At 71.9% G+C, this 17,280-nt stretch carries 14 protein-coding genes; 6 read left to right on the top strand and 8 right to left on the bottom strand.

Annotation, left to right across the window (positions count from 1 at the left end):
• Positions 1-101 precede the first annotated feature (101 nt).
• The gene (locus NR798_RS11025; RefSeq protein WP_375771418.1) at positions 102-830 is read left to right on the top strand and encodes a hypothetical protein; all 729 of its coding nucleotides are present in this window, start codon (positions 102-104) and stop codon (positions 828-830) included.
• A gap of 27 nt (positions 831-857) precedes the next feature.
• Here NR798_RS11025 and NR798_RS11020 read toward each other — a convergent pair whose 3' ends face one another.
• Positions 858-5,375, bottom strand: a complete 4,518-nt coding sequence (locus NR798_RS11020) for a hypothetical protein (RefSeq protein WP_375771417.1) — start codon at positions 5,373-5,375, stop codon at positions 858-860.
• 17 nt (positions 5,376-5,392) lie between these two features.
• The gene (gene priA / locus NR798_RS11015) at positions 5,393-7,723 is read right to left on the bottom strand and encodes a primosomal protein N' (RefSeq protein WP_375771416.1); all 2,331 of its coding nucleotides are present in this window, start codon (positions 7,721-7,723) and stop codon (positions 5,393-5,395) included.
• A 161-nt stretch (positions 7,724-7,884) separates the two neighbouring features.
• Between priA and NR798_RS11010 the strand changes: the two genes are divergently transcribed.
• Positions 7,885-8,559 (top strand): PaeR7I family type II restriction endonuclease, encoded by a 675-nt coding sequence (locus tag NR798_RS11010; protein ID WP_375771415.1) that lies wholly within the window; start codon positions 7,885-7,887, stop codon positions 8,557-8,559.
• Positions 8,560-8,569: 10 nt separating this feature from the next.
• Here NR798_RS11010 and NR798_RS11005 read toward each other — a convergent pair whose 3' ends face one another.
• The 3 genes from NR798_RS11005 to NR798_RS10995 all read right to left on the bottom strand — a co-directional run bounded on the left by NR798_RS11005 (position 8,570) and on the right by NR798_RS10995 (position 11,384).
• Positions 8,570-9,673 carry a protein NO VEIN domain-containing protein gene (locus tag NR798_RS11005; RefSeq protein ID WP_375771414.1) on the bottom strand — a complete coding sequence of 368 codons (1,104 nt, stop codon included), beginning with the start codon at positions 9,671-9,673 and terminating at the stop codon, positions 8,570-8,572.
• A 182-nt stretch (positions 9,674-9,855) separates the two neighbouring features.
• A complete protein-coding gene (locus tag NR798_RS11000) occupies positions 9,856-10,179 on the bottom strand; it encodes a hypothetical protein (protein WP_375771413.1) in 324 nt (107 codons plus the stop codon).
• A gap of 272 nt (positions 10,180-10,451) precedes the next feature.
• Positions 10,452-11,384: an RluA family pseudouridine synthase gene (locus NR798_RS10995; protein ID WP_375771412.1), complete on the bottom strand. Its 933-nt coding sequence runs from the start codon at positions 11,382-11,384 to the stop codon at positions 10,452-10,454.
• Between the two features lie 170 nt (positions 11,385-11,554).
• Here NR798_RS10995 and NR798_RS10990 point away from each other — a divergent pair, with 170 nt between their 5' ends.
• From NR798_RS10990 to NR798_RS10975, 4 genes are read left to right on the top strand one after another with little or no spacing between them, the layout of a single operon-like run.
• Complete coding sequence (locus NR798_RS10990) at positions 11,555-12,259, top strand: TVP38/TMEM64 family protein (RefSeq protein ID WP_375771411.1); 705 nt, start codon at positions 11,555-11,557, stop codon at positions 12,257-12,259.
• Positions 12,256-13,761 (top strand): mercuric reductase, encoded by a 1,506-nt coding sequence (locus NR798_RS10985; RefSeq protein WP_375771410.1) that lies wholly within the window; start codon positions 12,256-12,258, stop codon positions 13,759-13,761. Before NR798_RS10990 ends, NR798_RS10985 begins: the two co-directional genes overlap by 4 nt.
• Positions 13,762-13,768: 7 nt before the next feature.
• A complete protein-coding gene (locus NR798_RS10980) occupies positions 13,769-14,428 on the top strand; it encodes a TIGR04282 family arsenosugar biosynthesis glycosyltransferase (RefSeq protein WP_375771409.1) in 660 nt (219 codons plus the stop codon).
• Positions 14,425-15,114 (top strand): TIGR04283 family arsenosugar biosynthesis glycosyltransferase, encoded by a 690-nt coding sequence (locus NR798_RS10975; protein WP_375771408.1) that lies wholly within the window; start codon positions 14,425-14,427, stop codon positions 15,112-15,114. Before NR798_RS10980 ends, NR798_RS10975 begins: the two co-directional genes overlap by 4 nt.
• 12 nt (positions 15,115-15,126) lie before the next feature.
• On the opposite strand, the gene NR798_RS10970 is transcribed toward NR798_RS10975, so the two are convergent.
• The 3 genes from NR798_RS10970 to NR798_RS10960 all read right to left on the bottom strand — a co-directional run bounded on the left by NR798_RS10970 (position 15,127) and on the right by NR798_RS10960 (position 17,244).
• The gene (locus tag NR798_RS10970) at positions 15,127-15,753 is read right to left on the bottom strand and encodes a hypothetical protein (protein WP_375771407.1); all 627 of its coding nucleotides are present in this window, start codon (positions 15,751-15,753) and stop codon (positions 15,127-15,129) included.
• Between the two features lie 7 nt (positions 15,754-15,760).
• Positions 15,761-16,321 (bottom strand): class I SAM-dependent methyltransferase, encoded by a 561-nt coding sequence (locus NR798_RS10965; RefSeq protein WP_375771406.1) that lies wholly within the window; start codon positions 16,319-16,321, stop codon positions 15,761-15,763.
• Between the two features lie 125 nt (positions 16,322-16,446).
• A complete protein-coding gene (locus NR798_RS10960) occupies positions 16,447-17,244 on the bottom strand; it encodes a hypothetical protein (protein ID WP_375771405.1) in 798 nt (265 codons plus the stop codon).
• Between the last annotated feature and the right edge of the window lie 36 nt (positions 17,245-17,280).

Below are 17,280 nucleotides of genomic sequence, written 5' to 3'. Positions count from 1 at the left end.
GCGACACGAAGAGCCCCCGGGCTGCTTTCCACCCGGCGTCAGGAAGGGCACACTGGCGTCAGTCGGTATTCCCCGGTAGACCGGTACAGGAGGAATTCGCCGTGCTCCGGAAGATCGCGCTGCTGTCGACCCTGGTGCTGTGCGCTTGCGAGCCCTACGCGTCGCCCGCGCCGAACATCGTCTCCATCGAGCCCGAAGAGGTGGTGAGCGGGGAGACGGCGACGGTCTCGCTCCGGCTGGACGCCCCCTTGCCGGTGAAGGTGGACTACGGCCACGGGACGGCGACCGTGCTGACCCCCACCCTGCGGATCGGCGGGCAGGAGGTCACCATCACCCGCGTGGAGCAGGACGGGACGCTGCTGGCCAGCGTGCCCGGCAGCCTGTCGGCCGGGCCGCAGGAGGTCCGGCTGGAGCTGGGCGATGGGAGCGAGTCGGTCAGCGAGCAGGGCCTCACGGTGCTCCCGCTGCCTCCGGAGATGGCGCCCTGGAACGCGGACGGCGGCCCGGTGGATCCCGCGCCGGGGAACGGTGGGGACAAGCTGCCGCTCGTCACCGGCCTGAGCATCGACCCCATCCCGGAGCAGGTCCGCGGCGTTCCCTTCTTCATCACCCTGCGGGCCGAGGGTCCGGAGGCGGCCCTCTTCGAGGGCCAGGTGCAGCTGTCCACCAACAAGGGGCGCGTCAGCCCCAACCTGAGCCGCTCCTTCAGCCAGGGCGTGCGGCAGGAGCAGGTCGTCCTCGACAAGCAGGGCGGCAACGTGGTGCTCACCGTGCGCGTCGGCACCCAGCTCATCGCCCAGTCCAATCCCTTCAAGGTGTCGATGCCGTAGGACGGGCCGGCGGCACGAGGCCGCCGCTCAGTCCAGCAGGCTGCGGGCGTACTCCTCGCGCAGCCGATCGTCCGCGAGCGCCCGCGCCGCCTCGGCCAGCGCGGTGGAGATCTGCTGGGCGCGGTGCTGGAGCGCGGGATCCGGGTGCCCCGCGAAGCGCAGCGGGTGGAACTCGGTGGTGAGCAGCTCGTAGGCGCGCTTCACCTCCTCGCTGCCCGCGGAACGCGAGAGCCCGAGCACGGTGAAGTAGTCCGCCTCCTGGATCTCCTCGAACTTGGACTCGAGCCGGCGCACGTCCAGCTCGCCCGGAGCCTCCTCCCCGGAATCGGAGGCCGCGGAGGCGGGACGCAAGGTGATGAGGCCCAGGGCTCGCGCCACCGCGAACACCTTGAGCGCCGTGTCCTGCGGCATGCCCGCGCCCAGCAGCAGCTGCTCGAGCGTCTGCTCGCCGTCGATCTCCTCGAGGAGCCGCAGCTCGCGCGAGGAGAGCCCGAAGGCCTCGGGGGTCGGCTCGGGCTCGCCGCGGACGACCACGGCCCGCAGCCCCCCGGCCGCCTCGACGAGCGACTCGCTGGAAACACCGTTGCGCAGGGACTCGGCCAGCAGGTGCAGCAGCGGCCGCGTGGAGGCGGCGAGGGCCACCTCGTGCGGAGGCGGCTCCTCGGTGAGCCGGTACAGCGACGAGGGCTCGGAGAGTGAGTCGAGGGCCACCTGCTCGGTGTAGCGCTGAACGAGCGGGACGAACTCGTTCTCGCGCAGGTAGCCGCGGCTGCGCATCGCATCCAGGAGCGCCCCCGTGGAGGCGCTGCGCACCAGCCGCAGCTCGTTCTCCTGGCGCGCGTCGATGAGCCCGTCCGCCCGCGCCCGGTCCACGAGCGACTCTTCCGGGGCGGAGGAGACCGCGCCCACCAACGCCCCATCCTTCAACCAGAGGATGCGCAGGGCTCCGGCCACCTTGAGCTCGAGGCGCACCTGGGCGCGCGCCTCCTGGAGGCGGGTGACGAGCCGCGCGAGCCCCTCCGGGTTGACGCTGCCGGCGCGGGGAATGTCCACCTCGAACCTGCCGGGCACCTGAATGGAGACGATCGCCGCCCGGGCCCGGGCCGCCAGCTCCTCGGCCTCGGCACGGGCCTTCGCGAGGGCCGCCTCCGTCTCCGCGCGCACCCGGGAGACGGTCTCCTCGGCCTGGCGCAATGCCTTCTCCTCGGCCTCACGGCGGGCCTGCTCCGCGCGGGCCACGCGCTCGGCCATGTCCGCCTCGGCCTGGGCCCGCGTCGCCTCGAGCCGCTCCACCTCGTGGGCGAGGAACTCGCGCTCCTCCCGCTCCTGCGCCAGCGTCTGCGTGAGCCGCTCCGCCTCCGCCCGCGCCTCGCGGACCTGGGACGCATGGCGCGCCACCGTCTCCTCGAGGCCGGACAGCCGGGACTCCAGCCCGGCGCGCGCCTGGGACTCCGCCTCGGCACGGGCCTCCGCCTCGGTGCGCGCCCGCTCCAGCTCCCCGGCACGCTCCTCCGCCTCCGTCCGGGCCTGCTTCTCCTCCGCGGCCTTCGCCTGCGAGGCGGCACGCGCCTTCTCCGCCGTCAGGGCCCGCGCCTCCGCGTCGGCCCGTGCCCGCTCCAGCTCCCCGGCGTACCCGTCCGACGTGAGCCGCGCCTTCTCCGTGCGCTCGATGCGGGCCTCCAGCTCGGCACGCGAGCGCTCCGCCGTCTCCGCGCGCGTCTCCGCGCCGGCACGCTCCCGCTCCAGCTCCTCGGCCCGCGCGAGCGCCTCGGCGCCTTCCTGCTCCGCCTTGACGGCACGCGCCTCCGCCCGCGCACGGGCCTTCTCCATCGCCTCGGCGCTCAGCTCCGCCTTGGCCCGGGTGCGCGACTCGGCCTCGGCCCGCGCTTCCGCCTCGGAGCGCGCCTGCTCCGCCGCCTCGGCGCGTGCCTCCGCCTCGGTGCGAGCCTTCATCTCCGACTGCACGCGCGCATCCGCGCTGGTGCGCGCACGGGCCTCCACCTCGGCCCGCGCCTTCTTCTCGGCGGCAACCCGCGCCTCCGCCTCGGCCAGCGCCTTCTCCGCGGCGGCGAGGCGCTCCTCGGCCTCCACCCGGGCCCGGGACTCGGCCTCCACCCGGGACTCGGCCTGGGTGCGCGCCTGGTGCTCCGCCTCGGCTCGCGCCTCCGCTTCCGCCCGGACCTTCGCCTCCTTCTCGGCGCGCGCCGTCACTTCCTTGCGCGCCTTCGCCTCCCCGTGCGCCCGGGCCTCCCACTGCTCGCGGGACTTCGTCTCCGCCTGGGCCCGCGCCTCCACCTCCGTCCGCGCGGCCTTCTCCGCCTCGAGCCGCGCTTCCACCCGGGCCCGGGCCTCCGCCTCGGACGTGGCGCGCTGCTCCGCCTCGGCCCGCCCCCGCTCCTGCTCCCCGGCCTTCTCCCGCCACTCCGTCAGCTGCTGCTCGAGGGCCTCGAGCCTCTGGCCCAGCTGGGAGAGCTGCTCCTCCCGCCGCGGCTGCTGCTGGGCCTCGCGCTCGCGCACCGCGGCCGCCTCGGCCTCCATCTCCTGGCGCCGCTGGACCTCGGCCGTGCGCGCCTGCTCGAGCTCCGCCTCGCGCGCCCGCGCCGCCTCCAGCTGCCGCTCCACCTCCAGCCGCAACGAGGCCTCCAGGCCCCGCTCCTCCGCCAGCGCCGTGAGCCGCGTCCGCTGGGCCTCGGCCTCGCGCCGCAGCGACTCCTCGCGGCCCCACGCCTCCTGCTTCAGCCGCTCCACCTCGGCACGCAGCGAGGCCTCGCTCTCGCGCGCCGCCTCCACCTCCCGCTGCAGCGACTCCAGCCGCGCCCGGACCTCACCCGCCTCGCGCCGCAGCGACTCCTCTCCCGCACTCGGCGCCTCCGTCCGCGTCTCCAGCGAGGAGCGCAGCCGGGCCACCTCCTCCTCGAGCTCAGCGCTCTTGCGCTCCGCCTCGCGCCGGCGAGCCACCGCGCCATCCCGCTCGGACAGCACCTGCGAGATCCGGCGCTCCGCCCGCATCAGGCGCACTTCCAACACCGCCACCGCGTCATCCGCTGGCAGCGACGTCACGTCCGGCGCATCCGCCGCCCCGGGCACGGGCCTCAGCGGGAACTTCGATGTCGTCTCGAGCGCCTTCTTCTCCGCGGGCCGGGCTCCCTCCCCGTCCTCTGGCGCCTCCGCCGGTGCCGCGTCCGCTACCGGCTTGGCCTTCACCGGCTCGGCCTTCACCGGTTCGCCGTGAGGCGCCTCGTCAGACTCGGAGTCGAACCAGTCCGAGCCCACGCTCTCCTGGTGCGGTTCCTCCCACCCTTCTGGCGCGTCGCCCTCGGGCGGCAGCGGCGCATCCTCGGGCACGGGCTCCAGGTCCGAGCCATCCAGGGGCCGCACGGACACGGGCGTCTTCGGGACATCGAAGAAACCCTCCTCCCCGAGCTGAGGCGCGGCCTTCCTGGCCGGCTCGGCGGAAGGCGTCGCCTCCGGTGCACCCGAGGACGCCCGCTCACGCGCCAGCGCCGCTTCGATCTCCTGCTGCGCGAGGCGCTCGGCTTCCGCCCGGGCCTGCGCCTCCACATCGACGACCTTCACCGCGGGGAGCGGAGGCAGCGAAGCCAGGGGGATGACAGGCTCCGAAGCCGGCACCGGCACCGGCCCCAGCTCGACCGGAGTCGGCGCCGTGATGATGGGAATCGACATCCCCATCGCGGGAGTCCGCGCGAAGAGCCCCGCCCCGGACGACTCGGGCAGCGAGGAGTCCTCCTGCTTCATCCGGCGCCGGGCGGCGGCCTCGCGGCGCACCTCGTCCTCCATGCGCCGCATCTCGTCTTCGTCGGGGCTGGGGGGCGCCTGCAGCGGCACCTGGGCCGAGCCCACCACCGCCTGCTCCGTCGCCCCGAAGAGCGACTCCGCCTCGACGCCCGGATCCGGCTCGGTCACCACCGGGGCCTTCGGGGCCGGAGCCTCCACTCCGGACGTGGGCGCCGAAACGGTGGCCACCACCGCCTGCTCCGTCTGGGAGAAGAGATCCTCGGCATCGAGGGAGGACGGGGAGCGCCGCGGCTCCTCCGCCTTCGGCAGGTCATCGAAGAGCGCGTGCTCCAGCGCGGCGTTGCGGCCCGGCGCGGAGGACTTGTGGACGAGTCCCGGCGGCCCGGACGACACAGGGGCCACCTCCTCCACGTCCTCCTTCACCGCGAACCACGCCTCCGGGCCCGCGGGCGAACGGATGACGGTGGACACCTGCTCCACGAATCCCGAGCCATCCAGGGGCAACGGCGCCATCGGCGCGGCGCTGCCGGGGACGGACTCGCCGAGCAGCAGCACGCGGGCGAGCCGCATGTCCGGATGCTGGCCGAGCTCATCCAGGACGAGGTGGCCGCGCCCACCCTCCATGCCGGGCGCGAGAATCATGAGCGCGGGCAGGTGGTGGCCAAAGGCAATGAGGGCATCGGCCACCGAGGTCGCAAGAATGACCTCATAGCCCTCGCGCGCGAGCAGGCGGCGCACGGTGGCGATGGTGGCGATGTCGTCGTGGACGAGGAGAACCGATTCGGCCATTGGAATCGCGGGCGAGTCTACAGCATGGCCGCCGGATCCACGTCGATCGTGACACGCACGGCGGAGGGAATGTCGACCAGCTTCGCCTCCAGGCGGGCGAGCAGCGGGGCAAGCGCCGCGTGGGTCGGGGCCTTGAGGAGCAACTGCCACCGGGTGCGGCCCCGAATCCGGGAGATGGGCGCCAGGGCGGGCCCCAGGAGGCGCACCCCCCACGAGGCCGGGGGCATCTGGCGGGTAATGAAGTCCCCAAGCTGCCGGGCCACGCTGGCCGTCTGCTCGGCGCTCTCGCCCTCCAGGCGCACCGCCGCCATGCGGGTGTAGGGCGGCCAGGCGAGCACCTTGCGCCGCTCCAGCTCCCGCTGGGCGAAGCCGTCGAAGTCATGGACGAGCATGCGCTTCACCGGGTCCGCCTCGGGGTTGTACGTCTGCACGAGCACCCGCCCCGGATCCTTGCCGCGCCCGGCCCGCCCCGCCACCTGGGTGAGGAGGTGGAAGGTGCGCTCGGCGGCGCGGAAGTCGGGGATGGCCAGCGAGGTGTCCGCCATCACCACGCACACCAGCGTCACCCCGGGGAAGTCGTGCCCCTTGGCCACCATCTGCGTGCCCACCAGCACGTCGATCTCCCGGCGGGCGAAGGAGGCCAGCATCTCGGTGAGGCGCTCGGCGCTGGTGGCCGAGTCCCTGTCCAACCGGGCCACGCGCGCCTGGGGAATCCGCTCGGCGACCTCCGCCTCCACGCGCTCGGTGCCGATGCCCATCTTGAGCAGCGGCCCGGTGCACTCGCGGCAGTGCTCGGGCACCGGGTGGGCCACGCCGCAGTAGTGGCACACCACCCGGTTCTGCGAGCGGTGGTAGGTGAGGCACACGTCGCACTCGGAGCACTTCACCGAGGTGCCGCACACCTCGCAGATGAGGAAGGTGCTGTGGCCGCGGCGGTTGAGGAAGAGGATGACCTGCTGGCCCTTGGCGATGGTCTCCGCCATGGCATCGAGCAGCGGCGGCGAGAGGATGGGCGCCTCCTCGTGCACGAGCGGCTCGCGGGGACGCTCCTGGCGCAGGTCCACCAGCGAGATGGTGGGCATGGGCCGGTCATCCACGCGGTTCTTGAGCTCCAGCTTGCGGTAGCGCCCGCGACGGGTGTTCTCCAGCGTCTCGAGCGAGGGCGTGGCCGAGCCGAGCACCACCACCGCCCCGGCCTGCTTGGCGCGCACCACGGCGAGGTCGCGCGCCTGGTAGCGCAGCTTGTCCTCCTGCTTGAAGGAGGGGTCGTGCTCCTCGTCCACCACCACGAGGCCGAGGTTCTCCACGGGAGCGAACACCGCCGAGCGCACCCCGACGGCGATGCGCACCGTGCCCTTGCGCAGGGCCTGCCAGTGGAAGAGGCGCTCGCGGTCCTTGAGGCCCGAGTGCAGCACGGCCACCTCCGCGCCGAAGCGGCTGCGGAAGCGGCCCACGAGCTGCGGCGTGAGGGCGATCTCCGGCACCAGCACGAGGCTGCCCTTGCCGTGCGCGAGCGCCCGCTCCACCGCGCGCAGGTACACCTCGGTCTTGCCGCTGCCGGTGACGCCGTGGAGGAGGAAGGGCTGGAAGCCCCCGGTGTCGATGGCCGTGTGGAGCTCCTTCACCGCCGCGTCCTGCTCGGGGGTGAGCTGCTCGGGACGGCCCTGGGCGAGTCCCTCCTTCACCCCGGGGGCGATGACCTCTTCGTCGATGCGGACGAGGCCGCGCTCCACCAGCTTGCGCAACGTCTCGCGGGCCCCGGGGATGGCGTGGGCGACCTCCTCCAGGGGGGCGCGGCCTCCCACCGCGAGGAGATAGGCCAGCGCGGCGGATTGCGCGGGAGCACGGCGGAGGATGGCGGGCGCCTCGGTGACGAGCGCCACGGCGAACTCCTGCACGTCGGGCTTGGCCTCCTTCTCGACCTCGGCCTTGGTGAGGCCGGGAGGCAGCGCGCTCTTGATGACCTCGCCGAGCGGGTAGCGGTAGTGCTCGGCGGCGAAGCGCAGGAGCGCGATGAGGTCCGGCGGGAGGGAGGGCGAGTCCTCCAGCACCTTCATGATGGGCTTGAGCTTGACGCTCTCGGCCTCGGGAGGAGGCGTGGCGGGCCCGAGGAAGAAGCCGAGCGACATGCTGCGGCCGAAGGGCACGAGGATGCGCTGGCCCGGTGACAGCCGCCCGGTGAGGCCCTCGGGGACGACATAGGTGAACTCGCCCCGGACGGGACGGCCGACTGCGACGGAGGCGAGGTTCGAGGGGCTCACGGCGACCAGGGAACCACTGTAGCGGCGCCTCCTGACACCGGTAGTTTCCAGCCGGAGGGTCCGCCGTGGACACATCCGGGGACACATCGGGCCACACGCGGAGTGGGGGGGCATCGGGCAGCGCCCAGTGGCTCCGGAATGCAGGGCGGAAAGTCGAGCACCTCTTGCCAAGAAGGAAGTCCATGGAGATGATTTCTCAGGTCACACCCGGTCACCTGACCTGAGACATCACCCAGGAGCCCCTTCCCATGGGAGCCGTTCTGACGGATGACGAGGCCCGCCTGAGCCAGGCCGTCGATTGGTACTGGAGGGCCCTCCACCAGCCCACCAGCCGGTTGGAGGGCTTCCACGCGCTCGTGAGCCGGATTCTGGCGGACAACGGCCTGCCAGCGGCCCGTGTCCACACGCGCCACGGGCTGGAGTTCCCCGGCTTCTTCATGCCCTCGCGGCCATGGGACATCGTCGCGATGCATGAAGGAAGGCTCGTCGCCGCCCTCGCCATCCGGTCGCGGACGGCGCGATCGCTGGAGAGCGGCTTCGTCCCCCTGGGCGAGGAGGCCCTCAGCACGGGCAAGGAGATGGAGGCCCTGTGCCGGAAACAGGCCTTCGGGCCCGGTCTCCGCCCGTGGTCCGGCTGGCTGGTGCTCCTGGAGGAAGGCCCGGCCCTCACGCGGCCAGCGGCCGTGGCCCCGACCCTCCTCCAGGTCGTCCCTGAGTATCGCCACAGCACTCACGCCCAGTGGTACGAGCTGCTCCTGCGCAAGCTCGAACGCGAGAGGCTCTTCGACGCCTGCGCCCTCCTCCTGGGCCCCGAGCAGCGGCAACCGTCCGCCCCCTACCGCGAGCCCGCTCGCGACCTCGGCGGCAAGCGGTTCCTCGCGCATCTCGCCAGCCACGCCGGAGCGTTCGCGGCCTGTCTCTGAACCTCCATCACTACGGAAGCCCGTAGACGTACTTGATGGGAGCAAGGGCTCCACCATCCACGTCCCACGGCCAGAACACCGTGTGCACACCACCTTCGGGGAGCGGCTCTCCAGCAACGTCCTTCACCTGAATGGAGTGAAGGACGAACAGGGCCATCCTGCCTTTGTTGCGCCTCGCGAACTCCACCTCACCGCTGGTCAGGAAGACACTGGAGCCCGCGGATTGTGTGCCTTTGACCTCTATGAAAACCTCGCTCGTTCTGTTTCTCGCGAGAAGGTCGAAGGACCTCTTGCTTGAAACATCTTCGATCGAGGTAAAGCCTTGCGACTGGAAGTACTCGCAGGCCTTCTGCATGGCGTAGAGCTCAACTCTCCTGCGAGTTTTTGAGTCAGTAGAAAACCCCTGTCCCGAGGGCCTGCTGGCATCGGCCGCCGCGGGAACGTCCATGGCCTCCGCATCCAGGTCCACGGGGGGCGCGGGTCTGGAGCCACGGAGCCATGCGGTCCACATCTCCGGAGCACCCTGCTGGGCTTCCGCGAGGGTCCGTGCCTCGCGGCGCGCGTGCAACCATTCGACCGGGACTGGGTCCGAACCCAGGATGCGAAGCCGGCAGCGGTAGTTCTCGACGCGCTGTCCGTTCTCATCAAAGCGGTCAGGCCACAGTGCCGTCAGCGCGCAGAGCCCCGTGAAGCGGACCCAACCCATTTCATCCTTCACGAAATGGAGGATCGGCGGCACCTCATCTCGCTTGCCGGCTTTGACAGCCTTCCAGACGCTCTCAAGGATGCGGTTGCCACGAAATTCCGTGTAGTGCTTCCCGGGCTTCAACTTGGCATCGCCCCAGTAGAGGACCCACCCCTGCTTCGGCTCGACGATGTCCTCCCAGGGTTTGTAACTACCGCCCTGGGAGACATGCGTCGTCAGCAGGACCAGGAAGGCGGGAAGGCCGGTGAACGATTGCTGGGAGAAGTACCGGAGCGGCCGAATCCCGGGACCATTCTCCATCCCGCTGCCGTCACGATTGATCCACCGCATGAACTGGTCGTCAGGCGCGCTCGGGGAGCCCCGGTTCCGGTAGCGCTCGCGCGGCTTGAAGAATTCGTCCCTGGCCATGTTCCTGGTGGAAATCGGGCATGACCTTAGCCCGACCCGCCAGTGCCGCAAACCTACGTAGGACCTGCTGAGTCCTAACGGTTGTCCCCAGGCCCGAAAACGCCGACGCGGCGGGCCAGGCTCCGAAGAGCCCAACCCGCCGCGCCCCTGACGGCCCGCGCACGGGCCGCACTTTCACTTCGTCATGCCCTCAGCGGCTTCACACTCCGCGGGCACTCCCAGTAGGTGTACTCGCACGTGGCCGCCTCGGGCTCGCACGGCACCCGCATCACCGTGACGAGCTCGCACGGGTGCCTCGGCTCGTCGAGCACCGGGCTCGCCGGCACTTCCAACGGCGAGAGCGGCTCGGCTCCGTGGCCATTGAACGGCTGGCTGGCCTGCCTCGATACACCTCCTCGCGCCTGCTCCTCCTTCGTCTGCTGCGTCGGAACCTCCGGCATGCACACCATCGGCAGTACCGACGCCGTCCCCAACACCGCCCCCAGCACGCACAGCTTCGTTCGCATGAAACCCCCTTGCCGGCTGACACCCTCCTTCACGCCCGTGGCGCGTCGGTTCCGGTTCAGCGGCAAGGACGCAAACTACTCGCCGGGTCTGACATCCCCCGGCGCCTCCAGCACGGTGGTGTCACTCCCTCCCAGGGGCGGATACAATCCCCACCCCGTGTATTTCCAGGCACTTACGGGGCCACTCAGAGAGGGCGGGATCACCCAGGCCCACTCCTGTGGTCATGTCTTCGTTGGATCCATGACGGTGCCCGGAGTCCAACACCCGGCCGCTATCCCCGGAGCATCGCGAGCGCGCGCTGGAAGTCCTCGGGCAACGGCGCCTCGACGCTCACCACTCCCCCCGTGGCGAGGCTCGGCAGGGACAGCCGCACCGCGTGCAGCGAATGACGGCCGATCTCCTTCGCCGCCGGGTGCGCGCGCAATTCCTCCGGGCCGTACAGCGAATCCGCGAGCACCGGGTACCCCGCCTCGGCCATCTGCACGCGAATCTGGTGCGTGCGCCCCGTCTCCAGCTTCACCTCCACCAGCGTCGCGCCCTTCAACCGCTCGCGCACCTCGTACGAGAGCGCCGCGCGCCTCGCCGAGCGCACCTTCGTCGTGAAGAGCCTCGGGTTCCTCGGATCCCTCCCATACGGCGCCTCGAGCCGGTCTCGCTCGGGCGTCTCGCCCAGCACGATCGCCCAGTAGCGCTTGTCCACGCGCTTCTCCTGGAACGCCCGGTCCAGCGCCGCCACGCCCTCGTCGGTGCGCGCCAGCACGAGGCACCCGCTCGTCTCCCGATCCAACCGGTGCACCACCCCCGGCTGCGCGTGGCCCTCCACGTCGAACGGCGGCAGCCTCGACGCCAGCAGCTCCACCACCGAGGGCACCGTTCCCCCCGCGGGCTCCACCACCAGGCCCGCCGGCTTGTTCACGATGACCAGCGAGGCGTCATCGTGGAGCACGGGCAGCTCGGGCCCCTCGGCCGAGCGGCTCACCGCGGCCCGGGTGGGCGCGCGCGGGGGCGGACGGCTGAGCTCGATCTCCTCCCCACCCCACAGCTTGCGCGAGGACTGGCACTTCTTCCCTCGGATGAGCACGTGGCCCTTCTCGATGAGCGCGCGTGCCCGCTCCAGCGAGAGCCCGGGCACGTGCGCCGAGAGGAACTTGTCGAGCCGCTCGCCGGCGGCCTCGCGGGGGACGGGAATCTTCTGGGGCGACATGGTGCCCCCCCTACTACGGCGGGGCCGTCCGGGAAACCACCGGGACCGCCGGGTATCCCACGACGCACGGGGCCATGAGCGAAAGAAGGGCCGCCCGCCGGGCATCCTGGGCTACGACTGGAGCCTCACGGCAGCGTCACGAGCGCCTCGAGGGCCGTCAGGAGATGGACATGGCACGTGGCATCGGGCGATGGGCAGCGGCGGCAGGGGTGGTGGCGGCAGGGGTGCTCGCCTTCGTGCTGCTGCCCGTGGACACGTGGCTGCTGGGCGCCGTCGAGAGCATCCGCGGCATGGGGATGGCGGGCGCGGGGCTCTACGTCGTCCTGTACGGGGTGGCGACGGTGCTGATGATGCCCGCCTCGGTGCTGACGATGGGCGCCGGCTTCGTCTACGGGCCCGTGTACGGCTCGCTGCTGGTGGTGCTGGCGAGCAATCTGTCCGCCCTCGTCTCCCTCCTGCTCGGGCGCACCGTCCTGCGTGAGCGGCTGGGCCGCCGCTTCGTGGGCCTGCCGAAGTTCACCGCCGTGGACAGCGCCGTGGCCGCCCAGGGCTTCAAGGTGGTGTTGCTGCTGCGCCTCTCGCCCCTCTTCCCCTTCAGCGTGCTCAACTACTCCCTGTCGCTCACCCGCGTGCGCCTGCGTGATTACGCGCTCGCGACGCTGCTCGGCATGCTGCCCGCCACGGTGCTCTACGTGTACCTGGGCTCGCTGGTGACGAGCGTGGCGCAGCTCTCCCGCGGCGAACGCCCCGACGCCGGCCTGTCCGGACTGCTCCTCTTCTGGGGCGGGCTGGCCGCCACCCTCCTCGTCACCGTGTACGTCACCCGCCTGGCGCGCCGGGCCCTGGATGCCACGCTGAAGGAGACCCCGACGTGAACGTCCCGCACCTGCTCGAGGGGGACGCCCACGACGCCGCGCTCACCGCGCTCACCCACCCGGCGGACTGGAAGAACCCCACCCCCTCGGGGCGCTACAACCTCGTCGTCATCGGCGCGGGCACCGCGGGCCTCGTGGCCGCCGCGGGGGCGGCCGGGCTCGGCGGCAAGGTGGCCCTCATCGAGCGGCGGCTGCTGGGCGGCGACTGTCTCCACTTCGGCTGTGTGCCCTCCAAGGCCCTGCTCGCTTCGGCGCGCGTGGCCGCCACCGTGCGCGGCGCGGGCGCCTGGGGCGTGGAGGCCGGCGAGCCCCGGGTGGACTTCGCGCGGGTGATGGGGCGGGTGCGCTCGCTGCGCGCGGGCATCGCCCCCCACGACTCGGCCGAGCGCTTCCGCGGCCTGGGCGTGGACGTGTTCCTCGGCGAGGGCCGCTTCGTCGCGCCCGACGCGGTGGAGGTGGCCGGCCAGCGCCTCTCCTTCGCGCGTGCCCTCATCGCCACCGGGGGCCGTCCCACCGTGCCGGAGCTTCCAGGGCTCGAGGAGGCGGGCTACCTCACCAACGAAAGCATCTTCACCCTCACCGCGCTGCCTCCGCGGCTGGTGGTGCTCGGAGGCGGTCCCATCGGCTGCGAGCTGGCCCAGGCCTTCCAGCGGCTCGGGGCCCGGGTGGCGCTCGTCAGCCGCGAGGCGCGCCTGCTCTCCAAGGAGGACCCGGACGTCAGCGAGTGTCTGGCCCGGCGCTTCGAGGCCGAGGGCATGACCCTGCACCTCGGCGTCCGGGTCACCCGGGTGGAGTCGCACGGTCCGGTGAAGCGCCTGCACTTCGAGCGCGACGGCGTGGAGGGCGCGGTGGAGGGCGAGGCCCTGCTGGTGGCCACCGGCCGTGCACCGGAAGTGGGAGGCCTGGGACTCGAGGCCGCCGGAGTCCGCCATGGCCCTCACGGTGTCGAGGTGGATGAGCAGCTGCGCACCTCCAATCCGCGCGTCTACGCGGCGGGGGACATCTGCTCGCGCTTCAAGTTCACCCATGCCGCGGATGCGCTCGCCCGCGTGGCGCTGCAGAATGCCCTCTTCTTCGGCCGCAAGAAGGCCAGCGCGCTGGTGATTCCCTGGTGCACGTACACGGACCCCGAGGTGGCCCACGTGGGCCTCACCTCGCACGAGGCAGAGGCCCTCGGTGCCGTCACCCTCACCGTGCCCATGTCCTCGATGGACCGCGCCATCGTCGAGGGCGACACCGAGGGCTTCGGGCGCCTCCACGTGGACGCGAAGTCCGGCCGGTTGCTCGGCGGCACCCTCGTGGGCGCGCACGCCGGGGAGAACATCGGCGAGCTCGCGCTGGCGATGACCGCGGGCCTCTCCGTGGGAGCGCTGGCCAACACCGTGCTCCCCTACCCCACCCGGGGCGAGGTGCTGAAACGGCTCGGGGATGCGTGGAACCGGCGACGGCTCACGCCCCGGGCGAAGGGTTTCCTCTCCGGGCTGCTCGCCTGGCGGCGATGAGGCGCGCATGGCTCCGATGACTCCCGAGGCCGCCCTCTGTGTCTTCGCCAAGCCGCCCCGTGCGGGAGAGGCCAAGACACGCCTGGCTCCCGCGCTCGGCGCCGAGGGGGCCGCACGGCTCGCCCGCGCCTTCATTCAAGACACGTGGGCCCTGGTGACGCAGGTGCCGTGGGCCGCTCCGGTGTTGGCCTCGCCTGGGCCCTGGCCCGAGGGCCTGCTGCCCGGGCCGGTGGAGGTGTGGCCCCAGGGAGACGGAGACCTGGGGGCACGCATGGAGCGCGTCCTCCTGCGGGCCCTGGAGCGCTACCCCGTAGCGATTGCCCTCGGAGCCGACAGCCCGGGTCTGTCTCCCGAGCACCTGGAAGCGGCCTGGGCGGGGCTCGCGCACGCGGACGCGGTGTTCGGCCCGAGCGAGGATGGGGGCTTCTACCTGCTCGCGCTGCGGCGCCTGCCCGTGGGCGCCTTCGTCCACCTGCCCTGGAGCCAGGCCGAGACGCTCGCGCGCACCGAGGAGCGGCTGGTGTCGCTCGGGCTCACCGTGGCGCGCGTGGCGCCGTTCTTCGACGTGGACGTCCCCGAGGATCTCTCGCGCCTGGAGTCGGAACTGGCCTCGGGGCGGCTGCGGGCTCCGGCCACCGAGGCCGCGCTCCGGGAGCTGCGGCGGTGATCTCCCTCATCCTCCCCGTGCTCAACGAGGAGAAGCGCATCGGGCAGCGGCTCGCGGAGCTGGCGGCCTTCGGGCCGGACCTCGGCGAGGTGCTCGTGGTGGATGGAGGGAGCACGGATGCCACCGTGGCACGGGCCCGCGAGTACCCGGGTGTCAGCGTGCTCTCCGCGCCTCGGGGGCGGGCCTCGCAGATGAACGCGGGCGCCGCGGCGGCCCGAGGGGACGTGCTGTGGTTCCTCCACGCGGACGTCGCCCTGCCCCCCGATGCGCCCCGGCATGTGCGCGACACCCTGGAGGATCCGCGCGTCGTGGCCGGAGCGTTCAAGACGTGGACCGTGAACGACACGGGCCGCCGCTCCTGGCTCGGACCGCTGCTGCACCTCGCGGACCTGCGGTCGCGGTACACGCGGCTGCCCTACGGGGACCAAGCGGTGTTCATCCGCGCCGACGTGTTCCGCCGCGTGGGCGGTTTCCCCGCGCAGCCGCTGATGGAGGACCTGGAGCTGTCCACACGGCTGTCGCGCGAGGGACGCATCCGCACGGTGGATGCACGTGTCACGGTGTCCGGCCGACGATTCCTCGCGCGGCCGGTGTTCTACTTCCTCGCGGTGAATGGCTTTCCGCTGCTGTACCGGCTGGGCATGTCACCCGCCACGCTGCTGCGCGTCTATCAGCACGTGCGGTGAGCCCCTACGAGCTCAAGTACCCGCTCGCGCGGAGGAGCCGGAGGCCGGGGTGGACACCTGACGACGGCCCCAGAGGAACAGCATGGCGACGAGGCCGAGGGTCGCCGCGAGGCCTCCCAGGAAGAAGGGCCGGCCGCTCACGAGGACGGCGATCGCGCAGAAGGCCAGCAACTCCAGCTTCCGGGCCCGGGTCATCATCATGACCGTGCCCCGGTCGTAGCGCAGGCTGACAATCGACGCCTCGGGCACGTGAATCATCCGCCGGAAGAGCGCGAGGTTCTGCAGGTGGATGGAGATGACCGCGAAGCGCGTCACGACCAGGGCGCCACACATGGCCTCCGAAAAACCACGGAGGTCCGCCTCCCCCTGCTCCGTCACCCAGTCGAAGTACGCCACCGCCAGGGGGAACACGAGCGCCCCGAACGCCAGCGTCAGGAGAAACCGCTTGGACACCCACTGCCCCTTCTCCACCGCCTGCACGAAGAGGGGATTGAGCTCGATGCTCCCCCCCATCTCCACCCGCTTCCCGAGCTCTCCCCGGGCCTTCAGCCTGGCCGAGGCGATGGTGAGAAAATAGTCGGCGCAGTGAAGGACGAGCCACAGCACACCGATTCCAACCGGACTCCAGAACCAATCCATGAGCCGCTCATAGCAGACTCGCCACCAGGCGGGCCTCGTGCCGCCCTTCCTCCGTCCATCCCTCGGTGTACGAGACGATCTCCAGCCCCTGGAGCAGCCCGGGCAGCTCCCCGTCCTCCAACAGGAAGCGGGCCGAGGGGTGTGCGTGCCGCTGGAGGTTGCTCCGGGTCGGCTGGGCGAAGACGAGCAGCCCGCCCGGCGCGAGCACCTTCGAGACCTCCGCGAACAGCGGACGCCAGAGGAAGTTCAGGCAGAGCACGACATCGAAGGGCCCGGGGGGCAGGGGCTCCGTCTCCACGTCCAGCCGCTGGAGCCGCAGGGGCACTCCTGCCTCGCGCGCGGCCTCCGCGGCCCGCTCGAGCGCGACGTCCGAGACGTCCGCCAGGGTGACGTCCAGGCCACGCCTCGCGAGCCACAGGGCGTCATGCCCGGCCCCTCCCGCCACGTCGAGCGCCCGGCCCTTCCCCGGCAGCCGGTCCGCGAGCGAGCGGAGGAACGGCGACGGCTCCCGCGTCCCCTCTTGTTGGCTGTAGCGGGTGTTCCATCGCTGCCGATCTTCCTCGGACATGGCACCTCACAGCGCGAACACCCTCACCCCAACCCTCTCCCAGAGGGAGAGGGAGCATGCACGGGCTCAACCTGGGACCCGTGGCACCCTCACCCTGTCCCTCTCCCGGGGGGAGAGGGGTTCTTTCAGAAGAGCGTGTCGGCGAGCTTCGCCCTCGTGTCGCCCGTGAGCACCGTGAAGCGCATCACCCGATCCGCCCCGCGCCACACCTCGATGCTCCGCGGCAGCATCTCGCCCGTCGCCGGCGAGGTGTAGTCCAGGAAACGCACGTCCCACGCCGTCCCCTTCCCGTCCTTGTACCTCAGCCGCGCCGGCCGGAAGCCGTCCTTGTATACCCAGAACTGCGGCTTGCCCTCCGCCTGCTGCCCCAGCACGTACACCACGTCGCCGCCAAAGCGCGCCAGCGATGTCGTGCGCGACTCGATTCCCAGCGAGCGCAGGTGCGTCTCCACCACCTCGCGCCCCTCCACCGCCGACTCCGCGCGCACTCCCAGCACCGCGCACACCTGCTGCACCGCCTCCGACAACGCCGGAATCTCCGCCCCCTCCACCCGCTTGCGGCCCCCCGAGGACACCGCCGCCACCGTGTTCCCCTCCCGCGCCTTCGCCTCGAAACGGCACCGGCCCGGCAGCCTCAGGTACACCGTGCCGTCCGCCTCCAGCTCCGGCCGGTCCGTCGGCAGGCCCAGCGCCGCTCCGGCCTCGTTCACCCCCGGCCCGTAGAAGTGCAGCGAGCCGTCCGCCTTCAGCGTCGTCGATGGCAGCTCCTCGCGCGCCGCCACCATCCGGCGCAGGATGGAGCCGCCCGGCAGCACGTACGCGCCCGCGCTCATCGCCGCCAGCACTCCCAGCGCGAGCACCGCGCGCTTCATCACGGCCGCTCCGGCTGGTTTCACGCTCTTGCGGTTCAATGGCTCTTTCATGGGGCGGCGAATCTAGTGATGGCCCTCCCCTGCTTC

It is taken from the genome of Archangium gephyra (assembly GCF_042230915.1).
GTDB classification, from domain to species: Bacteria; Myxococcota; Myxococcia; order Myxococcales; family Myxococcaceae; genus Archangium; species Archangium gephyra_B.
Note: the sequence above shows the minus strand (reverse complement) of the source record. Positions and strands in the feature narration are given on the sequence as shown.